Below are 24,260 nucleotides of genomic sequence, written 5' to 3' on the forward strand. Positions count from 1 at the left end.
AGACCAATAGACCAAGCTGCGGAGGCGGCTTTTACCCTTTGGGCTGCAAATACCAGATCTGCTCGTCAGCATCGACGCCATCGGCAAATGGACCGCCAACCTTGATGCTTTTCAGCAATTCGATCGTATATTGCGCGCCATAGGCCTGCATGATCAGCTCTTGCGCCAGTGAAAACGGCGGGCCATCTGCAGCATTCTGGTCGTAATCAAACCCGATCAAAAGCTGCTGTGCGCCACCTGTCAGTTCAACAACATGCGCCGCGTAGTTCGCGCGCGTTTCTGGCTGGATCGCAACCATCGCGGCCCGATCGTATACCGCATCCACCGGCCCCAGCAGATCCGAAGTCACGGCATAGAAATCGCCTGCAAACAATGTCAATGCACCACTGCGATAACGGCGCAACGGGCCAATCTCGTCGACCTCAGGGGTCAGGTTCAACCTGGCAAAGACTTCCTCGACCGCGCCTTGGTTGAATTCCACCCCCGTCACAATAAGACCTTTGGCCAGAAGCCAGTCCAAATCAAAGGACTTACCACACAACGGGACCAAAATATGGTTTCCCGCAACTAGGTTTAGGCGCGAATAGAAACGTGCCAAAAAGTCGTTAACCGTACCTTCATGAAAGCCAATTCGACCCTCTTTCCAAAGTGTTTGCCAAAATTCTTCATTCATTACCAGATCCTCAAAAGACATTGTTTCCCAGCTTATGGCACCTCAAGCACACTTGAGGTCAAGAAGAGAGTTTATCCATAAAGCTCGGCCGCACGCCGTTCAAACGCCCGGACAATACGCTGCATGGCCTCATTGAACACGACGCCAATAATCCCCTGCAACACCGCATTCTTAAACTCAAAGTCGACAAAAAAGGACACATCACAGCCGCCCTCCTCCCGGTCTTTGAACGCCCAGCTGGATTTCATATACCGAAACGGGCCATCCAGATATTCAGTGTCGATCTCATGCAGGTTCGGGCGCAGAACCACGCGGCTGCCAAAACGTTCACGAAACACTTTGAAGGAAATCACCAGATCCGCCTCCATCACCACATGGTCCCCATGCGGCACCGAGCTGCGGATCCGCGCCGCAGCACACCAAGGTAGAAACTTGGGGTATTGTGCCACATCCGCCACCAGATCATACATTTGCTGGGCGGAATACGGCAGCGGCCGGGTTTCTGAATGGGTGGGCATAATCGTCCGCGTTTCCTTCTGTCGTTTTGCTCGCTGATGTCTTAGATAAAGAACAGAATTTCAAGAGGACAATCATGAAACAGCGTCCATATGTCATTGACGTGATGATTTCGGCCAAGGCCATTGCCGCCCGGATCGAAGAGCTGAGCCGTGAAATCACAACTGAATTCGGCGACACTGATAAACTGGTGGTCGTGGGCCTGTTGCGTGGCAGCTTTGTCTTTATCGCTGATCTGGTGCGTGAACTGGACCTGCCAATTGAGGTCGACTTCCTGGAAGCCTCCTCTTATGGCAACGCAATGGAAAGCAGCCGAGAAGTTCGCATTCTCAAAGACTTGCGCGGCGCTATTGAAGGGCGCGACGTTTTGGTCGTCGAAGACATTGTGGACACGGGTCACACGCTGGACCATGTAACCAAACTGCTCCGCAGCCGCAGCCCCGCACGGTTGAAAACAATCGCCCTGCTCGACAAACCCTCCCGTCGCGAAGCCGATTTCCGCGCCGATTGGATTGGGTTCGAAATCCCGGATGAGTTTGTGGTCGGATACGGTATCGATTTTGCCCAGCGGAACCGAAATCTACCCTATATTGGAAAAGTTCGCTTCACTCCGGAATAAACGTCATCAGTGTTACGTATTGTAGTCATGCACACGTGATAACAATGATCACCAACTTCTGGTAATCTTATTCGCGAAGATCAACTTTGGACTTTTGTCAGCAATTAGGGGCCAGCATGTCTTACATTACTAAAATCGCCAGCGTCGCAATCTCTGCCATCGTCATTTCAACGCCTGTTTTTGCTCAAGACGCAAAAGTGCTTGAAGCTGCTGTTAAGGCGCGGCAGGCGCAGATGACGCTGTATGCTTTCAACCTCGGCCTGTTGGGCGACATGGCCAAAGGCAAGGTCGAATACGACGCTCAAAAAGCCCAGGCCGCCGCATCGGGCCTGACTGCGCTGACCAAATTGGATGGCTCCCGCATGTGGCTGCCCGGTACTGACAATGAATCCCTGGAAAACACGCGCGCGCTTCCTGCAATCTGGGCCGAAGGGTCGGATGTTGGTGAAAAATCCAAAGCGCTGAAAGCCGCCGTCGCCGCAATGGACGAAGCCGCCGGCCAAGGGCTTGAGCCGCTGAAAGCCGCAATTGGCGGCCTTGGCGGCGCATGTGGCGCGTGCCACAAAGCCTACCGCGCTCCCAAAAGCTAACTAACTTTTCCCAGGAGAGCCCTGTTATGAATAAGTTTTTTAAATCTGTTCTGGGGCTCTCTTTAATTGCTAGTGCGGCGGGCTTGTGGATCACCGCGCCGCGCACCGTTCCCGCCGAAACATTTACGTCCCTGACCGGCGATGCCACACGTGGCGAACAGGTGTTTTGGACCGGCGGCTGCGCGTCCTGCCACACGGCCGAGGATGACGCCCAAGACGACAGGATCCTGCTGTCCGGCGGCAAAGCTTTTGTCACCGACTTCGGGACCTTTTATGCGCCCAATATCACGCCAGATCCTGCCCATGGGTTGGGCGGTTGGAGCGCGGTTGATTTTGCCAATGCAATGCAAGCCGGTGTGTCTCCGGATGGGAAACACTATTACCCAGCCTTCCCTTACACCTCCTATGCCCGCCTCAATCCGCAGGATGTGGTGGACCTCTGGGCCTTTATGCAGACGCTACCTCCAAGTGAGGTTGCGAATAGGCCACATGATGTGTCCTTCCCCTTTTCCATCCGCCGCGGCTTGGGGGTTTGGAAGGTGTTGTTCTCCCACCCTGAACCTGTTGTAACCGGCGATCTGACAGCAGCACAGAAGCGCGGACAGTATCTTGTGGAAGGGCCTGCGCATTGCGGCGAATGTCACAGTCCGCGCAACTCCATGGGCGGCATCGATTACACACGTTGGCTGGGCGGCGCGCCGAACCCATCCGGCAAGGGTACAATCCCCAATATTACCCCCGCCGCGCTTGATTGGTCAGAGGCGGACATTGCAGAATACCTCTCCAGCGGCTTTACGCCCGAATATGACAGCGCAGGTGGAGAGATGGCCGAAGTCATCGAGAACACCGCGCGCCTGTCGGATGAGGATCGCGCAGCAATTGCCGCATACCTCAAAGCGGTTCCCAGGATTTCGCAATAAAAAAGCCACCCTTGCATCAAGAGCGGCTTCTAAGAGCTTGATTTCAAACTTAAGCTTGGCCCAGCTTCTCATTTCGCGCGGCGCGCAGACGAGCAAAATCATCACCCGCATGATAGGATGAGCGGGTCAATGGCGTGGCCGAAACCATCAGGAAGCCTTTGCCAAATGCGGCCTTCTCATAGGTCTCAAACTCCTCAGGCGTGACAAAGCGATCCACGTGGTGGTGTTTTGGGGTCGGCTGCAGATATTGACCAATGGTCAGGAAATCCACATCCGCCGCGCGCATGTCATCCATCACCTGCTTTACTTCCACCTCTTTCTCACCCAATCCAACCATAATGCCGGATTTGGTGAAGATCGACGGATCCAGCTCTTTCACGCGCTGCAACAGACGTAGCGAATGGAAGTAACGGGCACCGGGGCGCACTTCGGTATAAAGGCCGGGCACCGTTTCCAGATTGTGGTTGAACACATCCGGTTTGGCTTCGACAACCGTTTCAAGCACCTCTGGCGCGCATTTCAAGAAGTCGGGCGTCAGGATTTCAATTGTTGTGCTGGGCGAACGGTGACGCACCGCGCGAATGGTTTGGGCAAAGTGATCCGCGCCACCATCGTTCAAATCATCGCGGTCCACCGAGGTGATCACAACGTGGTTCAACCCCAGTTTTTCCACCGCATGGGCCACGCGGCCCGGTTCAAACACATCCAGCGCATCGGGGCGACCGGTTGCAATGTTGCAGAAGGTGCAGCCGCGTGTACAGATCTCCCCCATGATCATCATGGTGGCGTGACCCTGGCTCCAGCACTCGCCAACGTTTGGGCATCCCGCCTCTTCGCAGACCGTGACCAGGTTGTTTTCCCGCATGATCTTATGCGTCTCCGCATACCCTTTGCCGCCTGGCGCTTTTACACGGATCCAGCTTGGCTTTTTCGGCTGTGCATTGTCAGGGCGATGCGCTTTTTCCGGATGGCGCTGCTCAGGGATCTTGAGGTCTCTCACGCGTGTACTCTTTCGCTTGGGCCGAACTGCAAATTTAAGGATCAGGCCGGGTTCACCGTGTAATCTAACACGGAATTTCCAAAATGACACCCGCCCAAAGCGCGAGCATTGCGCACAGCGCATGGGTGACATGCATTTCTGATACCGCAATGCGCAAAACAAACTCGCACCTGCAGAAAGGTTTTCTGCATGGTCGAAACTTCAGCACTAAGGCACTAGAAATCGTCAATTTTTACCATGCTGCGCTGCAGCAGTAACAGTTCCGCGCGTGACGGAAATCATTGATTGCGGTTGATTTAGAAACGTTATAAATCCGTCGCCGAAGCTGTTTCGTGGAACCAATGGAGATAAACATGAAAGCTGGCGTAAAGCTCCCCGACGTGACCTTTCACACCCGTGTACGCGACGAGTCGATTGAAGGCCCGAACCCGTTCCGCTGGGAAGACAAGACCACCGCTGATTACTTTGCAGGCAAGCGCGTAATCCTGTTCTCGCTGCCGGGCGCATTCACCCCGACATGCTCCACCTACCAGCTGCCAGGCTTTGAAAAAGGCTTTGGCGACTTCAAAGCAGAAGGCATCGACGCAATTTACTGCATGTCGGTCAATGACAGCTTTGTCATGAACAAATGGGCCGAATCCCAGAACCTGGAAAACGTTGGCGTTATCCCTGATGGTTCCGGCGAATTCACCCGCAAAATGGGCATGCTGGTAGCCAAGGACAATCTGGGCTTTGGCGTTCGCTCCTGGCGTTACGCCGCCATCGTCAACGACGGTGTTGTGGAAGCATGGTTCGAAGAGCCAGGCCTGTCCGACAACCACGCCGAAGATCCTTATGGCGTTTCCTCGCCCGAGACCCTGCTGAAGCACCTGAAAGAGACCACAGCAGAAGCCGTCTAAGGTTCTTTACGCATAAAAATGCAGATCAGGGCGTTCCATTGGAGCGCCCTTTTTCATCGCCTTATCAGCCAATCATCATCTGGCGTGCTGCCACTTGATCATAATGCGCCTTGAGCTGTTGCAACGCGATGCGCAAGACAACTTTTCCCGATCGCGCGGACCAGCCGAGCTGTTTTTCAGCCGTTTCCAACCCTTCCAGATAACAGCAACACCGTATGGCAATATCACTCAGACCGGGCCCAAGTGCGTTCAAAGCCTCCATCGCGCGCTGTTGCACGTCCTGCGTTGGTGGGAAACTTCCTGACGGCACCGGTTCGCACCCATCAGCAAAAGCCTGACGCGCAGCCTCCACGTGGTCGCCGATTTGCGCCAATTCAAAATCTTCTCGCAATCGCTCACCGGCCCGAACCAGATCATCCGTCAGAAACGGCGCGCCATTGCGATCGCTGAGGCGGGCCAGCATCAACAAAGGCGTGTCATTGCACTGCGCGCGCAGGCGTTTTGGTCGTTCGCGACGCCCTGCACCCGCGTGGCAGAAGCCCACGGCCGCCTCTGCAAACCCTGCCTCCTTGCGCATGCGGGCCTGGTTCTCCTGTTCCGCCATCATGCGCGACAACTCGGTGCGCCCCTCGTCCGAGATCTGATAACGTGAAATCCGTCCTGCGCTCAGACATGCGATCCAACCCCGCAGCGCAACTTCGCCCGCTACTTGCTTGTCGACACTCATCTTTTCATGCTCGCCACACACAATTACAGCGCGTTCCATCCCATGCGCATAGGCCAAAACAGCCTGTGATCGATTAAGCCAGCCCAGCACCTGCAGCAGTCGATGATGCGGTACGCTGCCGTCGGTTTGCGCATCCTGTGGCTGGCCAAAGCCAAAGCCGTCGCGCTTGGCCGACATCAGATCAGAAATCACCTCTAACGCACTGTCGATCAACGGATCATCCCGCAGTGTTTCAATTCGGCGGACCTGTCGCATCACCGTAGACGGGTGGCAGCCCGCAAGCCGGGCGATTTGCCGGATCGAACGCCCATGTTCGGTATGTTCCAAGTATCGCCGAGCATCTTCAGGCACCCAACGCGGCACCCGGGTCACGTTTATTGTTTGCATTGAACTTTGCCCCAGTTTTCTTGTGCAATCGTCACCCCAGCCCCAGCGGCAAGGCCGCCATGCCGCTCTGGCCTCCCGTCCCACGCTCGCGGTTTGTCACGAGCGTCCCAATTCTTTCCAAAACATTATCAATCAACATTAAATGCAGCGCACGCCCGCATGCGGCTCTCCGCAACACCCGTTTTAGCTGTGCTAGCTTCCCATCATTCGATCTTGAAGGGAACAAATATGCAGGATCTTCTCACGCGCATAACCGCATTAAAACGGCCGCGGCTCCTCATGAGGGCCGCACGATCTGGACAGAAGGATTACTGCGGAGTCAATGACTTATGCCGCATTCTACAGGTCACAGAGCCGCCCAAAACAACTGCGGCGATGATCCGGCTACTGGACCTGGAGAACAATCTGAATCACCATCGCACAAGCGGGACGCCCGGTTATACATACGCGCGCCACATCGACGTGCTTATTGCGCTTTTGTGTGAGTGTGAGACCTATTTGAACTCTCAACATGCAAAAATGGGCGCACTCCGATCGGAGACGCGCCCAGTTTCTTAATTCAATACAGCCTGTCGCGGATCAGCTAAAAGCGTCCGGCAGGGATGCCTTTTTGTCCGCAACATAACTGTCCAAAGCAATTTTGATCGCAGGATCCAGCGGCGGCTGTTGGTAGGTCGACAGCAATTGGTCCACCCGGTTGGTGGCCAGTGCATAGGTATCGCGCGCGCCTTCTTCTTCCCAAGTCTCAAAGGGTTTGTAATCCAACAGCTCGGATTTCCAGAAGGCAGATTTGAAGTTCGCCTGCGTATGGGCGCAGCCCAGGTAGTGGCCGCCCGGACCCACCTCGCGGATGGCATCCAGCGCCAGTGCGTCTTCATCCGCCTGAACCCCTTTGGCCAGACCATGCAGCGTGCCAAGCTGGTCTGCATCCATGACAAATTTCTCAAAATCCGCCACCAGACCGCCTTCGAGCCAGCCACAGGCGTGCAGCATGAAGTTCACACCTGCCAGCAGACCCATGTTCAAAGAATTCGCGGTCTCATATGCCGCCTGCGCATCCGGCAGTTTCGAGCCGCAGAAGGATCCGGCCGAACGGAACGGCAGGTTCAGACGCCGTGCCAGCTGCCCAGCGCCATAAGTCACCAAAGACGCCTCAGGTGTCCCAAAGGTCGGCGCGCCCGAATTCATGTCGATCGACGAGACAAAGGCCCCAAAGATCACCGGAGCCCCCGGACGGATCAGCTGGCTGTAGGCCACACCCGCCAGAACCTCGGCCAGAACCTGAGTCAACGTGCCTGCAACCGACACCGGCGCCATGGCCCCACCAACGATAAAGGGCGAAATGATACAGGCCTGGTTGTTTTCAGCATAAACCTCCAACGCGCCCATCATCACGTCGTCAAAGGTGAGCGGCGAGTTGATATTGATGAGCGAGGTCATCACGGTGTTGTCCTGCACGAATTCCTTGCCAAACAGGATTTCACACATTTCCACGCAATCCCGCGCCCGGCTCGGCTCGGTCACAGAGCCCATAAAGGGTTTGTCCGACAGCGTCATATGGGCAAGCATCATGTCCAGATGGCGTTTGGTCACCGGAACATCCGTGGGTTCACAAACGGTCCCGCCCGAGTGGTGCAACCATTGTGACATATACCCAAGCTTCACAAACTTCTGGAAATCATCCAGCGTCGCATAGCGCCGTCCACCTTTGGCATCTCGCACAAAGGGTGGTCCGTAAACAGGCGCCAGAACCAGATTGTTACCGCCGATGACCACGGATTTCTCTGGGTTGCGGGCGTGCTGGGTGAATTGGCTGGGTGCCGTTTCACACAATTTCCGGGCTAGCCCACGGGGAATACGCACCCGTTCGCCGTCCACGGACGCGCCAGCGGCGCGCCAACGATCCAGCGCCGCGGGGTTATCGGCAAAGTTTACACCGATTTCTTCCAATACGGTTTCTGCATTGGCTTCGATCGCCTGAAGCGCAGCCTCGTCCAACACCTCAAAGTTCGGAACATTGCGCTCAATGTATTTTGCGGTGTCAAACTTGACCGCCGAACGTTCCGCACGACGGGCGGCCCCTCCGCCGCCACGTGCACGCCGACGTGGCGCTTTTTCAGCTTCAGCCATGTGTTTTTCCTCAGCAAAGGTCTTGTTATTTAGAAAACACATAGACAAGCCCCTGATCCAGCCGCCGTTAATTTGCGGCGCATCGGGTTAAAAAGCGACATATTACAGCAAAGATGCCAAAATCTTAAAGTCAGTAGAGTTTGAAACTGGCCACAAAGGGCAGATGGTCCGAGACTTCATCTTTGAAGTGCTCACGCCCCATGTTCATGGTCCAATGCATCGGAAAGAGACGCAGGCTGCCCCGGATATAGTCTGTCGCATAGGTGCGCGACACCGCGAAGCCGTCCAGCAAGTTGGCTCGTCCTTTTTCAAGGATATGGGAAAATCGGTCCTGCAAATCCCAGCAACTGACAAAATCCATCAGATCATCTCCTCCCAGATGGTGAAAATTGCTGACATCTTGGCCGGGGATCATATTGAAATCACCCATCAACAGGATTGTCTTGCGCTGGGTTCCGGGTGTTTCACGCAATGTCGCGATATGCGCGCCAATAACCTTGCATTGGCTGTCCCGAAGTTGCTGTTCGTCCCTGTCCCGACCGGACTTCAAATGCACCCCAATCAGCCGAGCAGAGAATTTCCCGCATTTGACATCCACTTCTATCGCTTTGCGACCGCCGTCGTAATCCCCATTGGAGCCAGGAATAAGGTTCGGGTTTTCGACCGTGATCCCCTGTTTGTGCAAAAAGCCAATGTGTAAATCGCCTTCTTGCTGCAAAATTGTCGCGTCGTAGTTCAGACCCATCTCCCGCAGACCCTCGGCCAGGCGATGGATATAGGTCACGGGGTTTACTTCGACCAAGGTCACCAGCTCTGCATCCAGCAGCGCAAGACCTTCGACCTGTTTTGCAAAGCGTTCGCTGGAAATACCGCCAAATCCTGCAAGATTCCACACAGCAATCCGCATCAACGCATGTTCAAAATTCGGCATAGCAAAACCCTTTCAACCCAAAACAACTACACTGTAGCTTATCAACTTAAAGGTGATTTGACATTCGTGATTGCATAACTGCGCAGAAATTCCCGGCCTCCCTGCCCTTCACTCTTGCGAAAACCCCTTTTTCCGCCTATGGCCCAGCCATGACAGAGACATCCCACGACCGCCTTCTTATCATCGACTTTGGCAGCCAGGTAACGCAGCTGATTGCGCGTCGCTTGCGCGAGCTGAATGTCTATTGCGAAATTCATCCCTACCAGAATGTATCCATGGAATTTGTGCGTGATTTTGCGCCCAAAGCCGTGATCTTTTCTGGTGGGCCAGACAGTGTTACCCGCGAAGGCTCCCCGCGCGCGCCGCAGGAGATCTTTGATTATGGCGTGCCGATCCTGGGCATCTGCTATGGCCAGCAGACCATGATGACCCAGTTGGGCGGCCGCGTCGAAAGCGGTCATGGCACCGCAGAATTTGGCCGCGCCTATGTGACCCCACAAAACAGCCTTGATATCCTCGACGGTTGGTTTGCAGACGGTGACGAGCAGGTCTGGATGTCCCACGGGGACCATGTGTCGGAGATCGCACCGGGGTTTGAGGTCTATGGCACCTCCCCCAATGCGCCCTTTGCAATCACCGCCGATGTCTCGCGTCATTTTTACGCTGTGCAGTTCCACCCGGAAGTGCATCACACCCCCAATGGCGCCAAACTTTATGAAAACTTTGTCAAACTGGCAGGTTTCAAGGGCGACTGGACCATGGGTGCCTACCGCGAGCAGATGATCGAGAAGATCCGCGAGCAGGTTGGCGACAAAAAGGTGATCTGTGGCCTGTCGGGCGGCGTTGACAGTTCGGTGGCGGCTGTTCTGATCCACGAAGCGATCGGCGACCAGCTGACCTGTGTGTTTGTCGACCACGGCCTGTTGCGCAAGGGTGAGGCCGAAGAGGTCGTCACCATGTTCCGCGACAATTACAACATGCAGCTCATTCACGCCGACGAACAAGAGCTGTTCCTGGGTGAACTGGACGGCCAATCCGATCCCGAAACCAAGCGTAAGATCATCGGCAAGCTGTTCATCGACGTGTTCCAGAAACACGCCGACACCATCGAAGGTGCGGAATTCCTGGCACAGGGCACGCTTTACCCGGATGTGATCGAAAGCGTCTCCTTCTCTGGCGGACCGTCTGTCACGATCAAATCGCACCACAATGTGGGCGGCCTGCCGGAAAAGATGGGTCTGAAACTGGTCGAGCCCCTGCGTGAGCTGTTCAAGGATGAGGTCCGCGCGCTCGGTCGCGAGTTGGGCCTCCCTTCGAGTTTTATCGGCCGCCACCCCTTCCCCGGACCGGGCCTTGCAATCCGCTGCCCCGGCGAGATCACCCGCGAAAAGCTGGAGATCCTGCGCGAGGCGGATGCTGTCTATATCGACCAGATCCGCAAGCACGGTCTCTATGATGAGATCTGGCAGGCTTTTGTGGCGATCCTTCCGGTGCGCACCGTGGGCGTGATGGGCGATGGTCGCACCTATGATTATGCCTGCGCCCTGCGCGCGGTGACCTCCGTGGATGGTATGACTGCGGATTATTACCCTTTCACCCATGAGTTCCTGGGTGAAACCGCAACCCGGATCATCAACGAAGTCAAAGGCATCAACCGCTGCACCTATGACATCACCTCGAAACCTCCGGGAACGATTGAGTGGGAATAAGTCGCCGCATTTTACGGCTTACAAAGGCCGGGGTTCTCCTCGGCCTTTTGACGTATGGGGCTGTGAATACTTGGACCTATCTTTGGCCTTCCCAACGGTTTGAAGATCTGCGCCCTGCCTCTGCGATTGTTTGTTTGGCCGCTGGCCTCAAGCCCGATGGCACCATGGGACGCGTTACTGAAACCCGCGCACGGCGGTGTATTGCGGCCTATCACGCGGGGGTTGCGCCGGTTTTGGCTTTCACTGGCGGCAACTCGTCCCATGACGCCCCACCCACCGGAGCGCAGATGGCCGATTTGGCGCGCCAGCTGGGGGTTCCGGAACAGGCCATTGTGGTGGAGAACCTGTCAGAATCCACGCTTCAGAATGCCCTCTTTACTTTACCCAAGCTACCACACACGCAGGACTTGATCCTGGTCACCGACAGTTTCCACCTGCCCCGGTCTGCGTTGTCGTTCCTATGGGCAGGCGCGCACAATATACAGCTTTTGGCTGCTGATCCGGATCTGACCTGGGGAGATATTCCGCAGGGCTTACTGATCGCGGAAACCGTCAAAATCTGGGCCAATGGTATGCGCGCACCCATCTACTCAATGGCGGGTGTCTTTGGCATTCCCCCGTCGGCGCGCCATTGGATTGTAGAGTAATATAATGACGGTCACGCTGAACGGATACATCGACGTCCCACTGGACAGATTGGCTGCCGTGGAAACGGCTTTGGTCGACCACATCCGCCTGACCCGCGCAGAGCCTGGATGTTTGACTTTCGATGTTACGCCACACCCCAGCGTTCCAGGACGGTTTGAGGTTTTTGAAACCTTTGTGGACCAAGCTGCGTTTGACAATCATCAGACCAGAACAGCGCAATCACCCTGGGCCGAAGTCACCAAGGGCATTGCGCGCAACTATACGATAACCCGCTAGACCCGTTTGGAATACGCCCGTCAGTCTTCCTGCCGCATTTTGAGAAGAGTTAAACAGTTTGTGCCAAATTTTCCGGGAAAAAGCATCAAACGCCCGACACCGGGTTGGTGGTGCGACATCTGGTAGGAGGCGCAACATGCCGGTGATAAAATACAAAGACGTTCTGCTGCACTTTGCCCATATCCCAAAATGCGGCGGCACCTCGGTTGAGCGCTATGTTGCAGGCCTCAACGATGTCAGCATGGCTTTTGTCGACCAGCTGTATGTTGCCCAGCCATCCGAGCAGCATTGGAACGTCTCTTCAACCCAGCATATTGACGGCGAACCCAGCGGGCGGTTGTTTCCGCATGATTTTTTCATCGCGTTCTTAGCAATCGTGTGTCATCCGATGTCCCGGCTCGAAAGCGCCTATAAGCATCAGTGCCTACGCGAAAAGACCATCGGCGATGAAAGCATGGACACATTTGTCAAAACCAGGCTGGCTGACAATTACCTGACCAAAGGCTGGATGGATAATCACTTTTATCCGCAATCCGGCTTCTTCTATCCGGGCGCGAACTATCAGGTGTTCAAGCTGGAAGACAGCGGCACAGAACACGCCAAGGCCTTCATCGATGCGGTGCTCTTTGGCAATGCCACACGCCGGGATGTAACCCACAGCAATCGTGTAAGCAAAAGCAACGGGTTGAGCCCCGAGGATCTGAAGCTCAGCGACGAAGCGCGAACCCTAGTTTATAAGATCTACGCGATGGACTTCGACAATTTTGGGTATCACCGCGAAATTACTCATAAGGCTGACACGCAGCCGGACGTCCAACAATCAGATATGCGCGCAGCGGGTTAAACAACCACGGCACGAAAGTTCAACATTTGCCGAAAAGCACCTGACAACTATGTCCAGTCCGGCGCTTTTCTTGAGATTGCGGATGTGCTGCTTTACGGGCTACGCGACCTTGGGCATGAGGCCGAGATTCAGGTCAACAGCACAGATCCCTCTGCCCGGAACATTATGATTGGTGTTTACCTGTTGTCGGCGGATGTTGCCAGCCAGCTTCCCAGCGACACAATCATCTTGAACACCGAACAATTGGGTGGCGTCTACAGCGATTGGAACGAGAACATCTTGAACTGGTTCTCCAACGATTTCACGCTGTGGGATTACAGCGACAGCAACGTCGGCTACCTTCAGGACTTTGGTGTTAAGCGGGTGGAAAAGCTCAAACTGGGCTATCAGGAAGAACTGAACCGCATTCAGCTGCAACAGGAGAAACCTGTGGACGTGTTGTTTTACGGCTGCCTGAATGAACGCCGTAAAGCAGCGCTTCTGGAGCTTGAGGCACAAGGTCTCAAGGTCAAGTTTTTGCATGGCGTCTTTGGCAACGCGCGGGACGAATGGATCGCCCGGTCGCGTTTGGTGTTAAACCTACACTATTTTGACTCTGAGATTTTTGAGATTGTTCGAGTTTTTTATTTGATGACCAATGGGATACCCGTTGCCAGCGAATTGAATCCAACAACAAAAATGGACGATTTCTATCGCCAAGGGCTTTTATGCGCGCCATACGATCAGTTGTCGGATCAAGTTGTCGAACTGTTGGAAGACAAAGACGCGTTGACCACGCTGGGGGCCACAGCACAAGAGACCATCATGCAGCGCCCGCAGTCCGAGTTGCTGCGCGAAATCATGTAGTTCCTTTCCCGGTTTGGGCGTGTTTCATCTTGACCCTCCTTGTTTGTGAGGCTTTGGTGCGCTCCAAGGGGAGCCTGACGCGTGGACAAGACACTTCTAAAGACAATCGCCTGGATGACGGGCACGATCATCTCGTTCTCGGTTATGGCCGTGGCGGGGCGCGAAATCAGCGCGGTGCATGACACGTTTGAGATTATGGCGTTTCGCAGCATCGCAGGATTTGCGCTGGTTGCGGCCGCTTTGACGGTGACAGGGCAATGGAAAACCGTTTCCCGATCGAACTTGAGAACCCATGCCTTTCGCAATGTGTTTCACTTCACCGGTCAAAACCTTTGGTTTTTTGCAATAGCCATCGCACCACTGGCGCAGGTTTTTGCTCTGGAGTTCACCTCCCCCTTGTGGGCTATCTTTTTGGCACCTCTGTTTCTGGGGGATCGGATCACGCGGGTTCAGCTGACTTCTGCCATGATCGGTTTTGTCGGCGTCTTGATGGTGACCCGCCCTGGCGTCGGCGAAATGACCTGGGGCGTGCCGACCGCAGCGGCTTCGGCTGTTTTCTTTGCGCTCACAGGGCTTTTGACCAAACGGCTCACCCGTGTGGAAAGTGTGGCGTCGATTATGTTCTGGCTGACCTTGATGCAAATGGTGCTGGGCGCGGTTGGTGCGGGGTTTGACGGCCAGGTCACCTGGCCCACAGCTGAGACCTGGCCGTGGCTGGTGCTGATCGGCGTCGGCGGCGTTTGCGCGCATTTCTGCCTGTCCAGCGCCCTGGCCTTATCTCCGGTTGCGGTTGTGATGCCGATTGATTTTACCCGCCTGCCCGCAATCGCAGTTGTTGGCGCGTTTCTTTATGGCGAAGTCCTGGATTTCTGGATTATCTGCGGTGCTGCCGTGATTTTTGCAGGAAACTACTTGAACATTATGTCTTCGCGCCCCCAAAAGACGTAACGAAACATTTACAAAACATATCTCTTTACCTTGGGTTAGCGTTGATCGCCGCAGTTTGGTCGAAATACCTTCACGAAACGGCTCCCCAAAAGGTTGCCGTATAGGGAGGAAAACAATGAAAAAGACCATGCTCGGCGCGTTTGTGCCGACACTTCTTGTGCAGCTTGCGTCCGTCGATCCGGCCGCAGCTGCCGGGCTCGATCGCACAAACCAACCCATTGGCATCCTGTTTGAAGAAGGAAACTATGTTGAGTTTTCCTTTGGCCGCACGGATCCCACCGGCCATGGCACAGATGCCACTTTTGGTACTGACACAGGCGACACATTGGGTGGGTTCAACCTGCCGGGTGCAGGGCTGAAGCTGCAATTGACCGAACAGCTGTCGGCTGCGCTGATCTATGACAAGCCGTGGGGCGCCAATACTGCTTTTCCCGGCGTCGTCGGCAACACAACTTCAATGCTGGGTGGCACGCGGGCTTTTGCGGATTCGGACGCCATCACCGGGATCCTGCGCTATAAGTTCAACGAAAACTGGAGCGTCCACGGCGGGATCCGCTATCAAGAGATTTCAGGCGACATCACCCTCAGCGGGCTCGCCTATGGGCCGGCCAATGGCTACAGCGTCTCGCTTGACCGCGATGGCGGCACCGGTTGGCTGGTGGGTGGTGCCTATGAGCGCCCCGACATCGCCATGCGTCTGGCCGTGACCTATAACTCCGAAGTGGACCACAATTTCCAGACCACTGAACGCACCGCGCTTGGCGTTGTAAATGGCACGGTCACCCGGCCTGCCACCACGGCGCAATCGGTAAATGTGGATTTCCAAACCGGGATTGCCCCCAAAACCCTACTGCTGGCGAACGTGCGATGGGCGGATCATTCGGTCACCGATTTGGTGCCACCAGCGCTAGGCGGGGATCTGATCAACCTGGATAATTCGGTGACCTATTCCATCGGTGTGGCCCGCCGGTTCAATGAAAACTGGGTGGGGTCCTTGTCGTTTTCCTATGACAATGTGGAAGGCGACAACATTGTCTCGCCGCTCTCTCCGGTTCATGGGCATCAGGCGATTACCCTGGGTGTGCGGTATGAAAAGGACAATATGCGCATCTCTGGCGGCATCCGCTACACCAAGCTCGGCAATGCGCTGGCCGCCCCCCGCGGCGGCACGGTTCGGGCCAGTTTTGAAGACAGCGATGCTGTAAGCCTTGGCTTTAAGGTTGGGTTTTCCTTCTAAGAGCAGCGCGGGGCCAGTTGCGATTTTCAAGTGTCGCAGCTGGCCAAGCATTGACCCAAACCTCTGCGCTGGATAGCAAGTCCTGAGACCAACAGGAACGACCAGCCGATGCTTTACCCCACAGCCCAATCCTGGCGCGACGCGCCAAACAAGCGGATCTTATTCTTTGGCATGTCCGGTCTGGGCAAGACCTATGTGTCCAACGTCCTGCGCAGCGCGGGCACGTGGTTCCATTATTCCATCGATTACCGGATCGGCACCCGGTACATGGGCGAGTTTATCGCCGACAATGCCAAAGCAGAGGCGATGAAAGTGCCGTTTCTGCGCGAATTGTTGCTGTCCGACTCGATCTACATCGGTTCCAACATCAGCTTTGAAAACCTGACCCCGGTCGCGGCCTATCTGGGCAAGCCCGGCAATCCCGAACTGGGTGGTCTGCCGATGGAAGAATACGCCAAACGCCAGGAACAATTCCGGCAGGCTGAGATTCGCGCCTTGATGGATACGGAGTATTTCATCACCCGCTCGCAAACCCTGTATGACTACCCGAATTTCATTTGCGACAGCGGCGGGTCCATCTGTGAATGGGTGGATGCCACTGATCCCAATGATCCCATCCTGACAGAGCTGTCCAAACAGACGTTGATGATCTGGATCAAGGGAGATGACGCCCACACCGAAGAGCTGGTGCGTCGCTTTGACCGCGCGCCCAAACCGATGTCGTATCAGCCAGAATTTCTGGAACGGGCCTGGACCACCTATCTGGATCAACACAACCTGACCGAGGACCGCGTCAATCCGGATGATTTTATCCGCTGGACCTATGCCCAGGCGCTGGCCCATCGTCAGCCGCGGTATCAGGCCATGGCTGAAAACTGGGGCGTCACGGTTACCGCAGATGAAATAAGTCAGGTAAAAACTGCGATGGATTTCGAGAGTTTGATCGCCAAAGCTCTTGAGAGACGCGGCTAGCCTGCCTATTTTCCGGTCTCTAATCGAATCCAAAAGGACCGCATTCCCATGCCCATCAAGATCCCATCCGATCTACCTGCCTTTGACGTTCTGACGAACGAGGGCGTGATGGTCATGTCGCCGGATCAAGCGGCCCGGCAGGATATTCGCCCGATCCGGATTGCGCTTTTGAATCTGATGCCGAAAAAGATCCAGACGGAGAACCAGTTTGCCCGTCTGATCGGGGCCACCCCGTTGCAGATCGAACTGTCGCTGATCCGGATGACGGAGCATAAGACGAAAAACACTGCCGCAGCGCATATGGCCGAATTCTATCGCCCGTTCCAAGAGGTAAAAGATCAGAAGTTTGATGGTCTGATCATCACCGGCGCGCCCATTGAACATCTGCCATTTGAGGACGTTACCTATTGGGACGAACTGCGCGAAATCTTTGATTGGACCCAGACCAATGTGCATTCCACCTTTGGTGTGTGCTGGGGCGGCATGGCGATGATCAATTATTTCCACGGGGTCAAGAAGCACCTTTTGGATGCCAAATACTTTGGCTGCTATCGCCACCAGAACCTGCACCCGGCGTCGCCTTATTTGCGTGGGTTTTCAGATGATTGCGTAATTCCCGTCAGCCGCTGGACCGAGATGCGCCAGGATGAGATCAACGCCCGCCCCGGCCTGCGGACCCTGCTGGGCAGTGCCGAGGTTGGCCCCTGTCTGGTCGAAGATCCGGCGCATCGTGCGCTTTATATCTTTAACCACTTTGAATACGACAGTGACACGCTGAAACAGGAATATGACCGGGACGTTGCAAGCGGCACGCCGATTGACGTGCCGATGAACTATTACCCGGATGATGACCCGACACAGGCGCCGATGAACCGCTGGCGCAGCCATGCGCATCTGCTTTATGGCAATTGGATCAGTGAGATTTATCAGACCACGACATTTGATCTGTCCAAAATCGGCCAGGAAAGCACGGACCTGCGGGCGTAGACACCAGCCTTGACGCCGCGGGGTTTCCCTTCCTGCGCGGCTTGGTCTATGCTTGGGCCTTGAAAACAGGAGGTTTTACCATGTCCCTGCCGTTTGATGGTGCGATCAGCAACTACTACAAAAACGAAGCCCCCAAAGAGGTGCACAAGGCGATCAAAACGGCGGCAAAAGGAAAGATCCTGAACCCGTCATACCCCTATGATGAACGGATGCCCCGCAAAGCCTATGAAAAGGCGATTGAAGGCCTTCAGATCGAATTGGTCAAAATGCAGGCCTCGATCAAGGCGCGCGGGAAACGGGTTGCCATTGTGCTGGAAGGCCGCGACGCCGCCGGAAAAGGCGGTACAATCAAGCGGTTTCGCGAAAACCTGAACCCGCGTGGGGCGCGGGTTGTGGCCCTGCCCAAACCGACGGATGCAGAAAAGACGCAATGGTACTTCCAACGCTACATCGCACATCTGCCGTCAGCCGGAGAAATTACATTTTTTGACCGCAGTTGGTACAATCGCGGTGTGGTCGAAAAAGTGTTTGGCTTTTGTACCGATCAGGAACGGGAGCGCTTTTTTCACCAGGTCCGCGGTTTTGAAGAGGCGCTGGTGGATGACGGGATCAAACTGTTCAAATTCTGGCTTAATGTTGGCCGCGCTGAACAGCTACGCCGGTTCATGGACCGTGAAAACGATCTGTTGAAACAGTGGAAGCTCAGCCCCGTAGATGTAAACGGTCTGGCCAAGTGGGACGATTATACCAAAGCGATCCAGGAGACGCTGGACCGCAGCCATTCGTTGGTTGCGCCCTGGACGATTGTGCGATCAGACGACAAACGCCGTGCGCGGCTGGCAGCGATCTGCACGGTGCTGGGCCAGGTGGAATATGACAACAAGGACGAAAGCGCACTGGGGTTTTGTGATGCGCTGATCTGTGGTGGGCCGGACCTCTGGGATGGCTAAACGCGGCTACCACCACGGCAATCTGCGCCAGGCGCTGGTGGAAGCGGCGTTGCAACTGGTTGAAATCAAAGGACCAACGGGGTTCACCCTTTCTGAAGCGGCCAAGCTAGCAGGGGTGACGCCGGCAGCCGTCTATCGCCATTTCGAGGGGCGCGAGGATCTGATTGCCGAGGCCGCGCGGCAGGGCTTTGCCATGTTTGCCGATCTGATGCAGCACGCTTATGACAAGTATCAACCCTCGGCGCTGGCTGCCTTCGAAGCGACGGGGCGCGCTTATCTGGCGTTTGCACGAAAACATCCGGGCCATTACATCGCGATGTTTGAAAGCGGGATTTCAGTTAATCGCACGCCGGAACTGGCCGAGGCCGCCGCCCGTGCCCGTGCCATTCTGGAACGCGCTGCCAGTGATCTGAGCCAACATATCCCCGAAGACAAACGCCCGCCGGCTTCGATGTTTTCCGCCCATATCATGGCCATGAGCCATGGTGTGGTCGAGCTGTTTGCCCGCAACGCCCCCGGCGCAACCGCCCCTTTTGCGCCCGAGGACCTGCTGGAAAGCGGGATCGGCATTTACCTGCGCGGATTGGGATTGATCGATCCGGATCAGTGAAATCTGACCTCAGCGCGGAAAACGTGGGCGCGTGACAGGTTCGCCCAATGGTTTGACCACTTGCACCATATCCACCTGACCAAGTCCTTTTAAATCCTCAGCCCCTAACGCATCGGTGCGAAACTCATCCGCCAGCGCCTCCTCCATGGATTGCGGCGCGACAATTGTCATCGGGTCCGCGTGGACCTGCAACCGTGCGGCCAAATTCACTGCGGGACCAAAGACGTCATAGACATATTTCTGCACCCCAACCACAGAGCCCACAACCGCACCGCAGGCCAGCCCCACCCGCGCGTGCCATTTATGCGGGTGGCTCAGATTGCGCCGCTCCAGATACCGCAGGAACCGTGTCGCGCAATGTGCCACTGCGGTGGCATGGTCGGGATTTGCTTCGGGCATGCCTGAAACCGCCAAATAGGCATCCCCAATTGTCTTAATCCGCTCGCATCCAAATTGTTCGACGATACGGTCAAAGGCGGTAAAGATGTCGTTCAGCTCTCCGAGGGTCACCGTGGGATCGGTCCGCGCGGCAAAATCGGTGAAGTTGACAAAATCCAGCATCACCACTGAGACCTGCGGGTAAAGCTGTGGGGTCACCACGCCAAAGGTTTTGAACTCCTCATAGACGCAGCGGGGCATCAGGTTTAACAGCAGACGCTCCACCCGTTCCTTTTCCCGCTCCAACGCACGCGTGTTGCGTTCCACCATGGTGGAATAGCTGTCGATCATGCTTTCCAATTCACGAATGCGCGTGATGTTTTGACACTCCACCACCAACAGCGGATCACCGGCTTCGCGGGTGACAGAAATATTGATAGCAAAGACCAATGTGCGGCGTTTGCGTTTAATCTTCACCTCGGATGAGAAGCGAAGACCATTGGTATCCAAATCGCTCAGATCCGCGTCTTGCAACGCCTCGATAACTTCGGTCAGCTTTGCCGTTTCACCGGGCGTGCCGAACCATTCCGCAAAGGGTTGGTTGTGAAACACAAAGGTCAGGTCCCGCGCCCGCACCAAGGCGACACCTACCCCAATGGCGCGCAACAGCTGTTCGTTGATCGAGGCAATGCTCATGCGGCAGAGCGGGCCACGATGACTCCGCGTTTGGTTTCAACCGCTTGCAACGCGATGTCAATGTCGCCTTCATCCATCCCGTGCAGCAAAAGCGCCTCACGCAACAGCGCGCCGATCTCGTCAAACTCTGCATGGCTGATGTTGAGATGATGATGCACGGCCCGCAGCCGCTCATCTCCATACGAGGCAGGCCCGCCCAGCAGTGACGACATGAATTTGGTCTGATGATCGATCAGACGGGGCATGTCGATGTCTTCGAAATGATGCCCCACCAGGTCTGAATCAAGCACCAACTCATAAAAAGTGATGACAACGCGGCTCACCGTTTTAAAGCCGCCGTATTTTTCGTAAAGGCTAGTGGCCATCTAAAACACCGAAACTCAGGAAAAACACATAATCCGAGTATAGGGCCGTTTCACTTTATTGGATACTGACCATACGATAGCCTCACAGTGCCCGCGATCGACAAAAAAAAAAGCCCGCACGTGGCGGGCTCTTTCGAAAATCTTTGCCGTGAACGCCAGCGATTAACGCTTGGAGAACTGGAAGGAACGACGCGCTTTGCGGCGGCCGAATTTCTTACGTTCAACAACACGGCTGTCGCGTGTCAGGAAGCCAGCGGCTTTCAATGCGCCACGCAGCGAGGGTTCGTACAGCTGCAGCGCCTTGGAGATGCCGTGCTTGACCGCGCCCGCTTGGCCGGACAGACCGCCGCCTTTTACGGTTGCGTATACGTCAAACTCGCCTTCAACACCCGCAACGCCAAACGGCTGGCGTACGATCAGCTGCAGAACGGGACGGGCAAAATACTTGCTCATCTCTTTGCCGTTCACTTCGATCTTGCCGGAACCCGGCTTGATCCAAACGCGGGCCACAGCGTCTTTACGCTTGCCGGTGGCATAGGAACGGCCCAGCTCGTCACGGACCGGCTCACGCGGTGCCAGCTCTTCGACGGTGGTTTCAACGCCTGCAACGGCGCTCAGCTCTTCAAGAGTAGTGATCTGATCAGCCATTGATATTAGCTCCGGGTGTTTTTCTTGTTCATGGACTTAACGTCCAGAACTTCGGGGCTCTGTGCGTCGTGGCCGTGCTCGGTGCCGGCATAGATGCGCAGGTTGGTCATTTGCTTGCGGGACAGGCGGTTGCCTGGCAGCATGCGCTTGACCGCTTGGAACACAACGCGCTCCGGATGTGCACCTTCCAGGATCTCCTGTTTGGTGCGCGACTTGATGCCGCCCGGGTGGCCGGTGTGCCAGTAGAATTTCTCGTCACGTTTCTTGCCGGTCATTTGGATTTTGTCGGCGTTGATCACGATGACGTTGTCGCCCATATCCATATTCGGAGTAAAGGACGGCTTGTGCTTGCCACGCAGACGCATGGCGACGATCGAGGCAAGACGGCCCAGCACCACGCCCTCGGCGTCGATGATGATCCACTTCTTCTCGATGTCTGCTGGTGTAGCAGAGAAGGTTTTCATATCAGGTCAATCCTGTTTGTCGTGAAGATGCAGCGCAGCGGCCTGCACCTGAATTCGATGGAGGGGGTTTAAGGGCTCTCCCAACCTCGGTCAATGACAAAAATAATGATTTTATTGTTTGTTTTTATGTGGTTATAATTTAGGTATTATTATACCCCAGAAAATCACCCTGCTCACCCCGAATTTGGCGTAAAAACCCAAATCGCCCCGGCCGATTGCGCCAAAACGCTTGCTCGGGCCGGGACGGGCTTGTATCACAACGGAGTTTTTGTGGAGAAGCCCTTTGTCCTACCCCGCTGGCGCAGCAGTCCTGGCTTTCTGTCTTTTGGCTGCGTGTAATCCGGTTGCCCCTGTCGATACGCCGCCGGTCACCGTGGCGATCAAAAACCCAGGAATCAACAACAAACGGATCACCGGGTTTCAAGAGGTGACAATCCGATCTTATGTGCCAGGGGAAGGCGTTGAACAATTTGACCGGGCGCTTGGCCCCTCGCCAGATGAACGGGTTGAGATCAAACACGCCAAATGCGTCATAGAGACGGCTGAATTCATCCTGACATTCACCACGCCCCGCGCACTGGCCCTTCCCAAATTCACCTCACGCCCGACGCGGGGCACGTTGAAATGTGTCCAAGGGGACTTGCAGGGCGGTGTCAGCATTTCACCGGTCCCCAATACTCCGGTGTTCGGCCACCCAACGCCCACCGGATTGCTGGTCGCCGCCCTGACTGCCAGAATTGCGGCCAACCGCGATGTTTGGGTTTACTCTATTCCTCAAATCACCTTGTACCCAGACTCTGAAAGCCCCGCTGAATACGCGCCCTTTCCTACCGAAGATCCCGCGCCAGCGGCCCCTTAACCGCTGATTTGCTCCGGCGGATTGTCCAGCAAACCGCGCAGCCGCACCATTGCATCCTCAAACTTACGAATGGACACATGGGCGTTCACCGCAATACGCACCGCATGTGGCGCGCGACCATCGCGCAGGGCGAATTCGTCGGCTGAACGGATCTGAATACCTTCCGCTTCGGCCGCACGGGTAAATGGGCCCGCCCGCCAGCCCGCAGGCAAGCGCAGCCAGATAAAAGGCACATCCGGGCTCCAATTGATGTCAAACCCGCCAAGCGCATTCACGGCCACACGCACATAACGCGCCATTTCCGTGCGCACGTCGTCCATCAGCTGCGGCATGCGGGGATCCGTCAGCAAAATGCGGATAAGTTCTGCCATCGGCTGTGCCAGGCCAAAGAAACTGTATTCCGCCGCCCGGCGCAGGATATTCACACCGCCCTCCGGTGCCACAACAAACCCCGCACGCAAAGACGGGGTGAGGAGCTTGGACAAGGATGTGACATACCACCCAAGCTCGGGTGCAAGCGAACGATACGACGGCGCTTGTGCTTGACCCAGACGGTAACAATCATCTTCGATCAGTTGAACATTGTGGCGGCGGGCCACCTCGACAATTTCCAGACGGCGCTCCAACGGGGTGAACAATCCGGTCGGATTGTGCACCTCTGGGCTGGTACAAAGCACCGTTGCGCCAGTTTTCCGGATCATTAGTTCCAAAATATCGGGGCGAATGCCGTGTTCGTCCATCGCAACGCCCACAACATTGGTACGCAGCATATCCGCAGCGCGACGGAACCCGGCATAGGCGAGGTCTTCGACCATAACAACCGGGCTGGGACCGCGCAAACAGGCCTGCATTGTGATCATCAACCCGTTTTGTCCCCCATGGGTCAACACAATATCCCGCTCTCGCACCGGACCAATTGGCGCTTTGGACAGCCACTTGGCCACGGCAGTGCGCACCGGTGCATATCCATCTCGGGTCGGGTAGTTCAGCAATTTATGCGGGTCGCAATCCGCGATTTTATGCATGGCCTCGCGGATCGCCGCCACCTGCCCCATATCCGCGATCCGCGGGCTAAAAAGGCTGACGTGTTTCGGGTCCCGTTCTTCCTGAATATGCAGCTGGCGCGACCAGACATCATCCTGAAGCGCCGTCATTTTTTCAGCCACAAAGGTACCGCGACCAACCTCTGCCACCAGGATACCTTCATCCGTCAGCACACTATAGGCGCGCGCAACTGTTCCAGGCGTGATGGACAACTGATAGGCCAATTCACGCACCGGCGGCAGTTTGGTGCCAACGCTCAGCGTGCCCGCATCGATTGCGCCACGAATAGTCTCGGCCACCCTGCGGTACTTTGGACCGGATTTGGCACCAAGATCTGCACTCCACATTGTACCCATCACAATCCTTCCTTGGACTTTTATGAGAAAT

Annotated in this window: 28 protein-coding genes; 17 read left to right on the top strand and 11 right to left on the bottom strand. The window is 55.7% G+C overall.

Annotated elements, in window-relative coordinates; genetic code table 11:
• Nucleotides 1-31 precede the first annotated feature (31 nt).
• Both GFB49_RS01925 and GFB49_RS01930 read right to left on the bottom strand, forming a co-directional pair.
• The gene (locus GFB49_RS01925; protein WP_194269243.1) at nucleotides 32-673 is read right to left on the bottom strand and encodes a class I SAM-dependent methyltransferase; all 642 of its coding nucleotides are present in this window, start codon (nucleotides 671-673) and stop codon (nucleotides 32-34) included.
• Between the two features lie 71 nt (nucleotides 674-744).
• The gene (locus tag GFB49_RS01930; RefSeq protein ID WP_153214108.1) at nucleotides 745-1,191 is read right to left on the bottom strand and encodes a type II toxin-antitoxin system RatA family toxin; all 447 of its coding nucleotides are present in this window, start codon (nucleotides 1,189-1,191) and stop codon (nucleotides 745-747) included.
• Nucleotides 1,192-1,265: 74 nt separating this feature from the next.
• On the opposite strand from GFB49_RS01930, the gene hpt reads away from it, so the two are divergent.
• From hpt to GFB49_RS01945, 3 genes are all read left to right on the top strand, one after another.
• Nucleotides 1,266-1,808, top strand: a complete 543-nt coding sequence (hpt, locus tag GFB49_RS01935; RefSeq protein ID WP_153214109.1) for a hypoxanthine phosphoribosyltransferase — start codon at nucleotides 1,266-1,268, stop codon at nucleotides 1,806-1,808.
• A gap of 116 nt (nucleotides 1,809-1,924) precedes the next feature.
• A complete protein-coding gene (locus tag GFB49_RS01940) occupies nucleotides 1,925-2,398 on the top strand; it encodes a c-type cytochrome (protein WP_153214110.1) in 474 nt (157 codons plus the stop codon).
• A 26-nt stretch (nucleotides 2,399-2,424) separates the two neighbouring features.
• Nucleotides 2,425-3,318, top strand: a complete 894-nt coding sequence (locus GFB49_RS01945) for a cytochrome c (RefSeq protein ID WP_153214111.1) — start codon at nucleotides 2,425-2,427, stop codon at nucleotides 3,316-3,318.
• A 49-nt stretch (nucleotides 3,319-3,367) separates the two neighbouring features.
• On the opposite strand, the gene lipA is transcribed toward GFB49_RS01945, so the two are convergent.
• Nucleotides 3,368-4,318 (bottom strand): lipoyl synthase, encoded by a 951-nt coding sequence (gene lipA / locus GFB49_RS01950; RefSeq protein WP_343032438.1) that lies wholly within the window; start codon nucleotides 4,316-4,318, stop codon nucleotides 3,368-3,370.
• 353 nt (nucleotides 4,319-4,671) lie between these two features.
• Between lipA and GFB49_RS01955 the strand changes: the two genes are divergently transcribed.
• Complete coding sequence (locus GFB49_RS01955; protein ID WP_153214112.1) at nucleotides 4,672-5,217, top strand: peroxiredoxin; 546 nt, start codon at nucleotides 4,672-4,674, stop codon at nucleotides 5,215-5,217.
• A gap of 64 nt (nucleotides 5,218-5,281) precedes the next feature.
• Here GFB49_RS01955 and GFB49_RS01960 read toward each other — a convergent pair whose 3' ends face one another.
• Nucleotides 5,282-6,331, bottom strand: a complete 1,050-nt coding sequence (locus tag GFB49_RS01960) for a DUF6456 domain-containing protein (protein ID WP_153214113.1) — start codon at nucleotides 6,329-6,331, stop codon at nucleotides 5,282-5,284.
• 228 nt (nucleotides 6,332-6,559) lie between these two features.
• On the opposite strand from GFB49_RS01960, the gene GFB49_RS21155 reads away from it, so the two are divergent.
• The gene (locus tag GFB49_RS21155; protein ID WP_281347131.1) at nucleotides 6,560-6,889 is read left to right on the top strand and encodes a DUF6477 family protein; all 330 of its coding nucleotides are present in this window, start codon (nucleotides 6,560-6,562) and stop codon (nucleotides 6,887-6,889) included.
• A 21-nt stretch (nucleotides 6,890-6,910) separates the two neighbouring features.
• Here the strand turns inward: GFB49_RS21155 and GFB49_RS01965 are convergent, their stop codons facing one another.
• Together GFB49_RS01965 and GFB49_RS01970 are read right to left on the bottom strand one after the other, a co-directional pair.
• A complete protein-coding gene (locus GFB49_RS01965; protein ID WP_153214114.1) occupies nucleotides 6,911-8,461 on the bottom strand; it encodes a trimethylamine methyltransferase family protein in 1,551 nt (516 codons plus the stop codon).
• A 130-nt stretch (nucleotides 8,462-8,591) separates the two neighbouring features.
• On the bottom strand, nucleotides 8,592-9,392 hold the full coding sequence (locus GFB49_RS01970) for an endonuclease/exonuclease/phosphatase family protein (RefSeq protein ID WP_153214115.1): 801 nt from the start codon (nucleotides 9,390-9,392) through the stop codon (nucleotides 8,592-8,594).
• A gap of 149 nt (nucleotides 9,393-9,541) precedes the next feature.
• On the opposite strand from GFB49_RS01970, the gene guaA reads away from it, so the two are divergent.
• The 11 genes from guaA (at nucleotide 9,542) to GFB49_RS02025 (ending at nucleotide 19,419) form a co-directional block, all read left to right on the top strand.
• Nucleotides 9,542-11,101 carry a glutamine-hydrolyzing GMP synthase gene (guaA, locus tag GFB49_RS01975; RefSeq protein WP_153214116.1) on the top strand — a complete coding sequence of 520 codons (1,560 nt, stop codon included), beginning with the start codon at nucleotides 9,542-9,544 and terminating at the stop codon, nucleotides 11,099-11,101.
• Between the two features lie 62 nt (nucleotides 11,102-11,163).
• Complete coding sequence (locus GFB49_RS01980; protein WP_153214117.1) at nucleotides 11,164-11,748, top strand: ElyC/SanA/YdcF family protein; 585 nt, start codon at nucleotides 11,164-11,166, stop codon at nucleotides 11,746-11,748.
• Nucleotides 11,749-11,752: 4 nt separating this feature from the next.
• Nucleotides 11,753-12,025 carry a putative quinol monooxygenase gene (locus GFB49_RS01985; protein WP_153214118.1) on the top strand — a complete coding sequence of 91 codons (273 nt, stop codon included), beginning with the start codon at nucleotides 11,753-11,755 and terminating at the stop codon, nucleotides 12,023-12,025.
• 136 nt (nucleotides 12,026-12,161) lie between these two features.
• Nucleotides 12,162-12,869, top strand: coding sequence for a sulfotransferase family 2 domain-containing protein (locus tag GFB49_RS01990; protein ID WP_153214119.1), 708 nt, complete (start codon nucleotides 12,162-12,164; stop codon nucleotides 12,867-12,869).
• 84 nt (nucleotides 12,870-12,953) lie between these two features.
• A complete protein-coding gene (locus tag GFB49_RS01995) occupies nucleotides 12,954-13,715 on the top strand; it encodes a glycosyltransferase family 1 protein (protein WP_343032439.1) in 762 nt (253 codons plus the stop codon).
• A gap of 81 nt (nucleotides 13,716-13,796) precedes the next feature.
• On the top strand, nucleotides 13,797-14,663 hold the full coding sequence (locus GFB49_RS02000; RefSeq protein ID WP_343032440.1) for a DMT family transporter: 867 nt from the start codon (nucleotides 13,797-13,799) through the stop codon (nucleotides 14,661-14,663).
• 115 nt (nucleotides 14,664-14,778) lie between these two features.
• Nucleotides 14,779-15,900 (top strand): OmpP1/FadL family transporter, encoded by a 1,122-nt coding sequence (locus GFB49_RS02005; RefSeq protein WP_246149570.1) that lies wholly within the window; start codon nucleotides 14,779-14,781, stop codon nucleotides 15,898-15,900.
• A gap of 108 nt (nucleotides 15,901-16,008) precedes the next feature.
• Nucleotides 16,009-16,872: an ATPase gene (locus GFB49_RS02010; protein WP_153214120.1), complete on the top strand. Its 864-nt coding sequence runs from the start codon at nucleotides 16,009-16,011 to the stop codon at nucleotides 16,870-16,872.
• A 48-nt stretch (nucleotides 16,873-16,920) separates the two neighbouring features.
• Entirely contained in the window at nucleotides 16,921-17,859 is a 939-nt protein-coding gene (gene metA / locus GFB49_RS02015; RefSeq protein WP_153214121.1) for a homoserine O-acetyltransferase MetA, read from the top strand.
• Between the two features lie 80 nt (nucleotides 17,860-17,939).
• The gene (gene ppk2 / locus GFB49_RS02020) at nucleotides 17,940-18,809 is read left to right on the top strand and encodes a polyphosphate kinase 2 (RefSeq protein WP_153214122.1); all 870 of its coding nucleotides are present in this window, start codon (nucleotides 17,940-17,942) and stop codon (nucleotides 18,807-18,809) included.
• On the top strand, nucleotides 18,802-19,419 hold the full coding sequence (locus GFB49_RS02025) for a TetR/AcrR family transcriptional regulator (RefSeq protein WP_153214123.1): 618 nt from the start codon (nucleotides 18,802-18,804) through the stop codon (nucleotides 19,417-19,419). Before ppk2 ends, GFB49_RS02025 begins: the two co-directional genes overlap by 8 nt.
• 9 nt (nucleotides 19,420-19,428) lie before the next feature.
• On the opposite strand, the gene GFB49_RS02030 is transcribed toward GFB49_RS02025, so the two are convergent.
• The 4 genes from GFB49_RS02030 to rplM form a co-directional block, all read right to left on the bottom strand.
• On the bottom strand, nucleotides 19,429-20,493 hold the full coding sequence (locus tag GFB49_RS02030) for an adenylate/guanylate cyclase domain-containing protein (RefSeq protein WP_153214124.1): 1,065 nt from the start codon (nucleotides 20,491-20,493) through the stop codon (nucleotides 19,429-19,431).
• Entirely contained in the window at nucleotides 20,490-20,858 is a 369-nt protein-coding gene (locus GFB49_RS02035; RefSeq protein ID WP_153214125.1) for a group I truncated hemoglobin, read from the bottom strand. The genes GFB49_RS02030 and GFB49_RS02035 overlap by 4 nt, the downstream gene beginning before the upstream one ends.
• Before the next feature lie 162 nt (nucleotides 20,859-21,020).
• Nucleotides 21,021-21,506: a 30S ribosomal protein S9 gene (gene rpsI, locus GFB49_RS02040; protein WP_153214126.1), complete on the bottom strand. Its 486-nt coding sequence runs from the start codon at nucleotides 21,504-21,506 to the stop codon at nucleotides 21,021-21,023.
• Between the two features lie 5 nt (nucleotides 21,507-21,511).
• Nucleotides 21,512-21,970 (bottom strand): 50S ribosomal protein L13, encoded by a 459-nt coding sequence (gene rplM / locus GFB49_RS02045; RefSeq protein ID WP_153214127.1) that lies wholly within the window; start codon nucleotides 21,968-21,970, stop codon nucleotides 21,512-21,514.
• Nucleotides 21,971-22,253: 283 nt separating this feature from the next.
• Between rplM and GFB49_RS02050 the strand changes: the two genes are divergently transcribed.
• The gene (locus GFB49_RS02050; RefSeq protein WP_153214128.1) at nucleotides 22,254-22,829 is read left to right on the top strand and encodes a hypothetical protein; all 576 of its coding nucleotides are present in this window, start codon (nucleotides 22,254-22,256) and stop codon (nucleotides 22,827-22,829) included.
• Here the strand turns inward: GFB49_RS02050 and GFB49_RS02055 are convergent.
• Nucleotides 22,826-24,229, bottom strand: coding sequence for an aminotransferase-like domain-containing protein (locus GFB49_RS02055; protein WP_153214129.1), 1,404 nt, complete (start codon nucleotides 24,227-24,229; stop codon nucleotides 22,826-22,828). The two genes, GFB49_RS02050 and GFB49_RS02055, sit on opposite strands and share 4 nt — an antisense overlap.
• Nucleotides 24,230-24,260 lie beyond the last annotated feature (31 nt).

Origin of the sequence: Tritonibacter litoralis, from assembly GCF_009496005.1 — a bacterium.
In the GTDB taxonomy this organism is placed as follows: Bacteria; Pseudomonadota; Alphaproteobacteria; order Rhodobacterales; family Rhodobacteraceae; genus Epibacterium; species Epibacterium litoralis.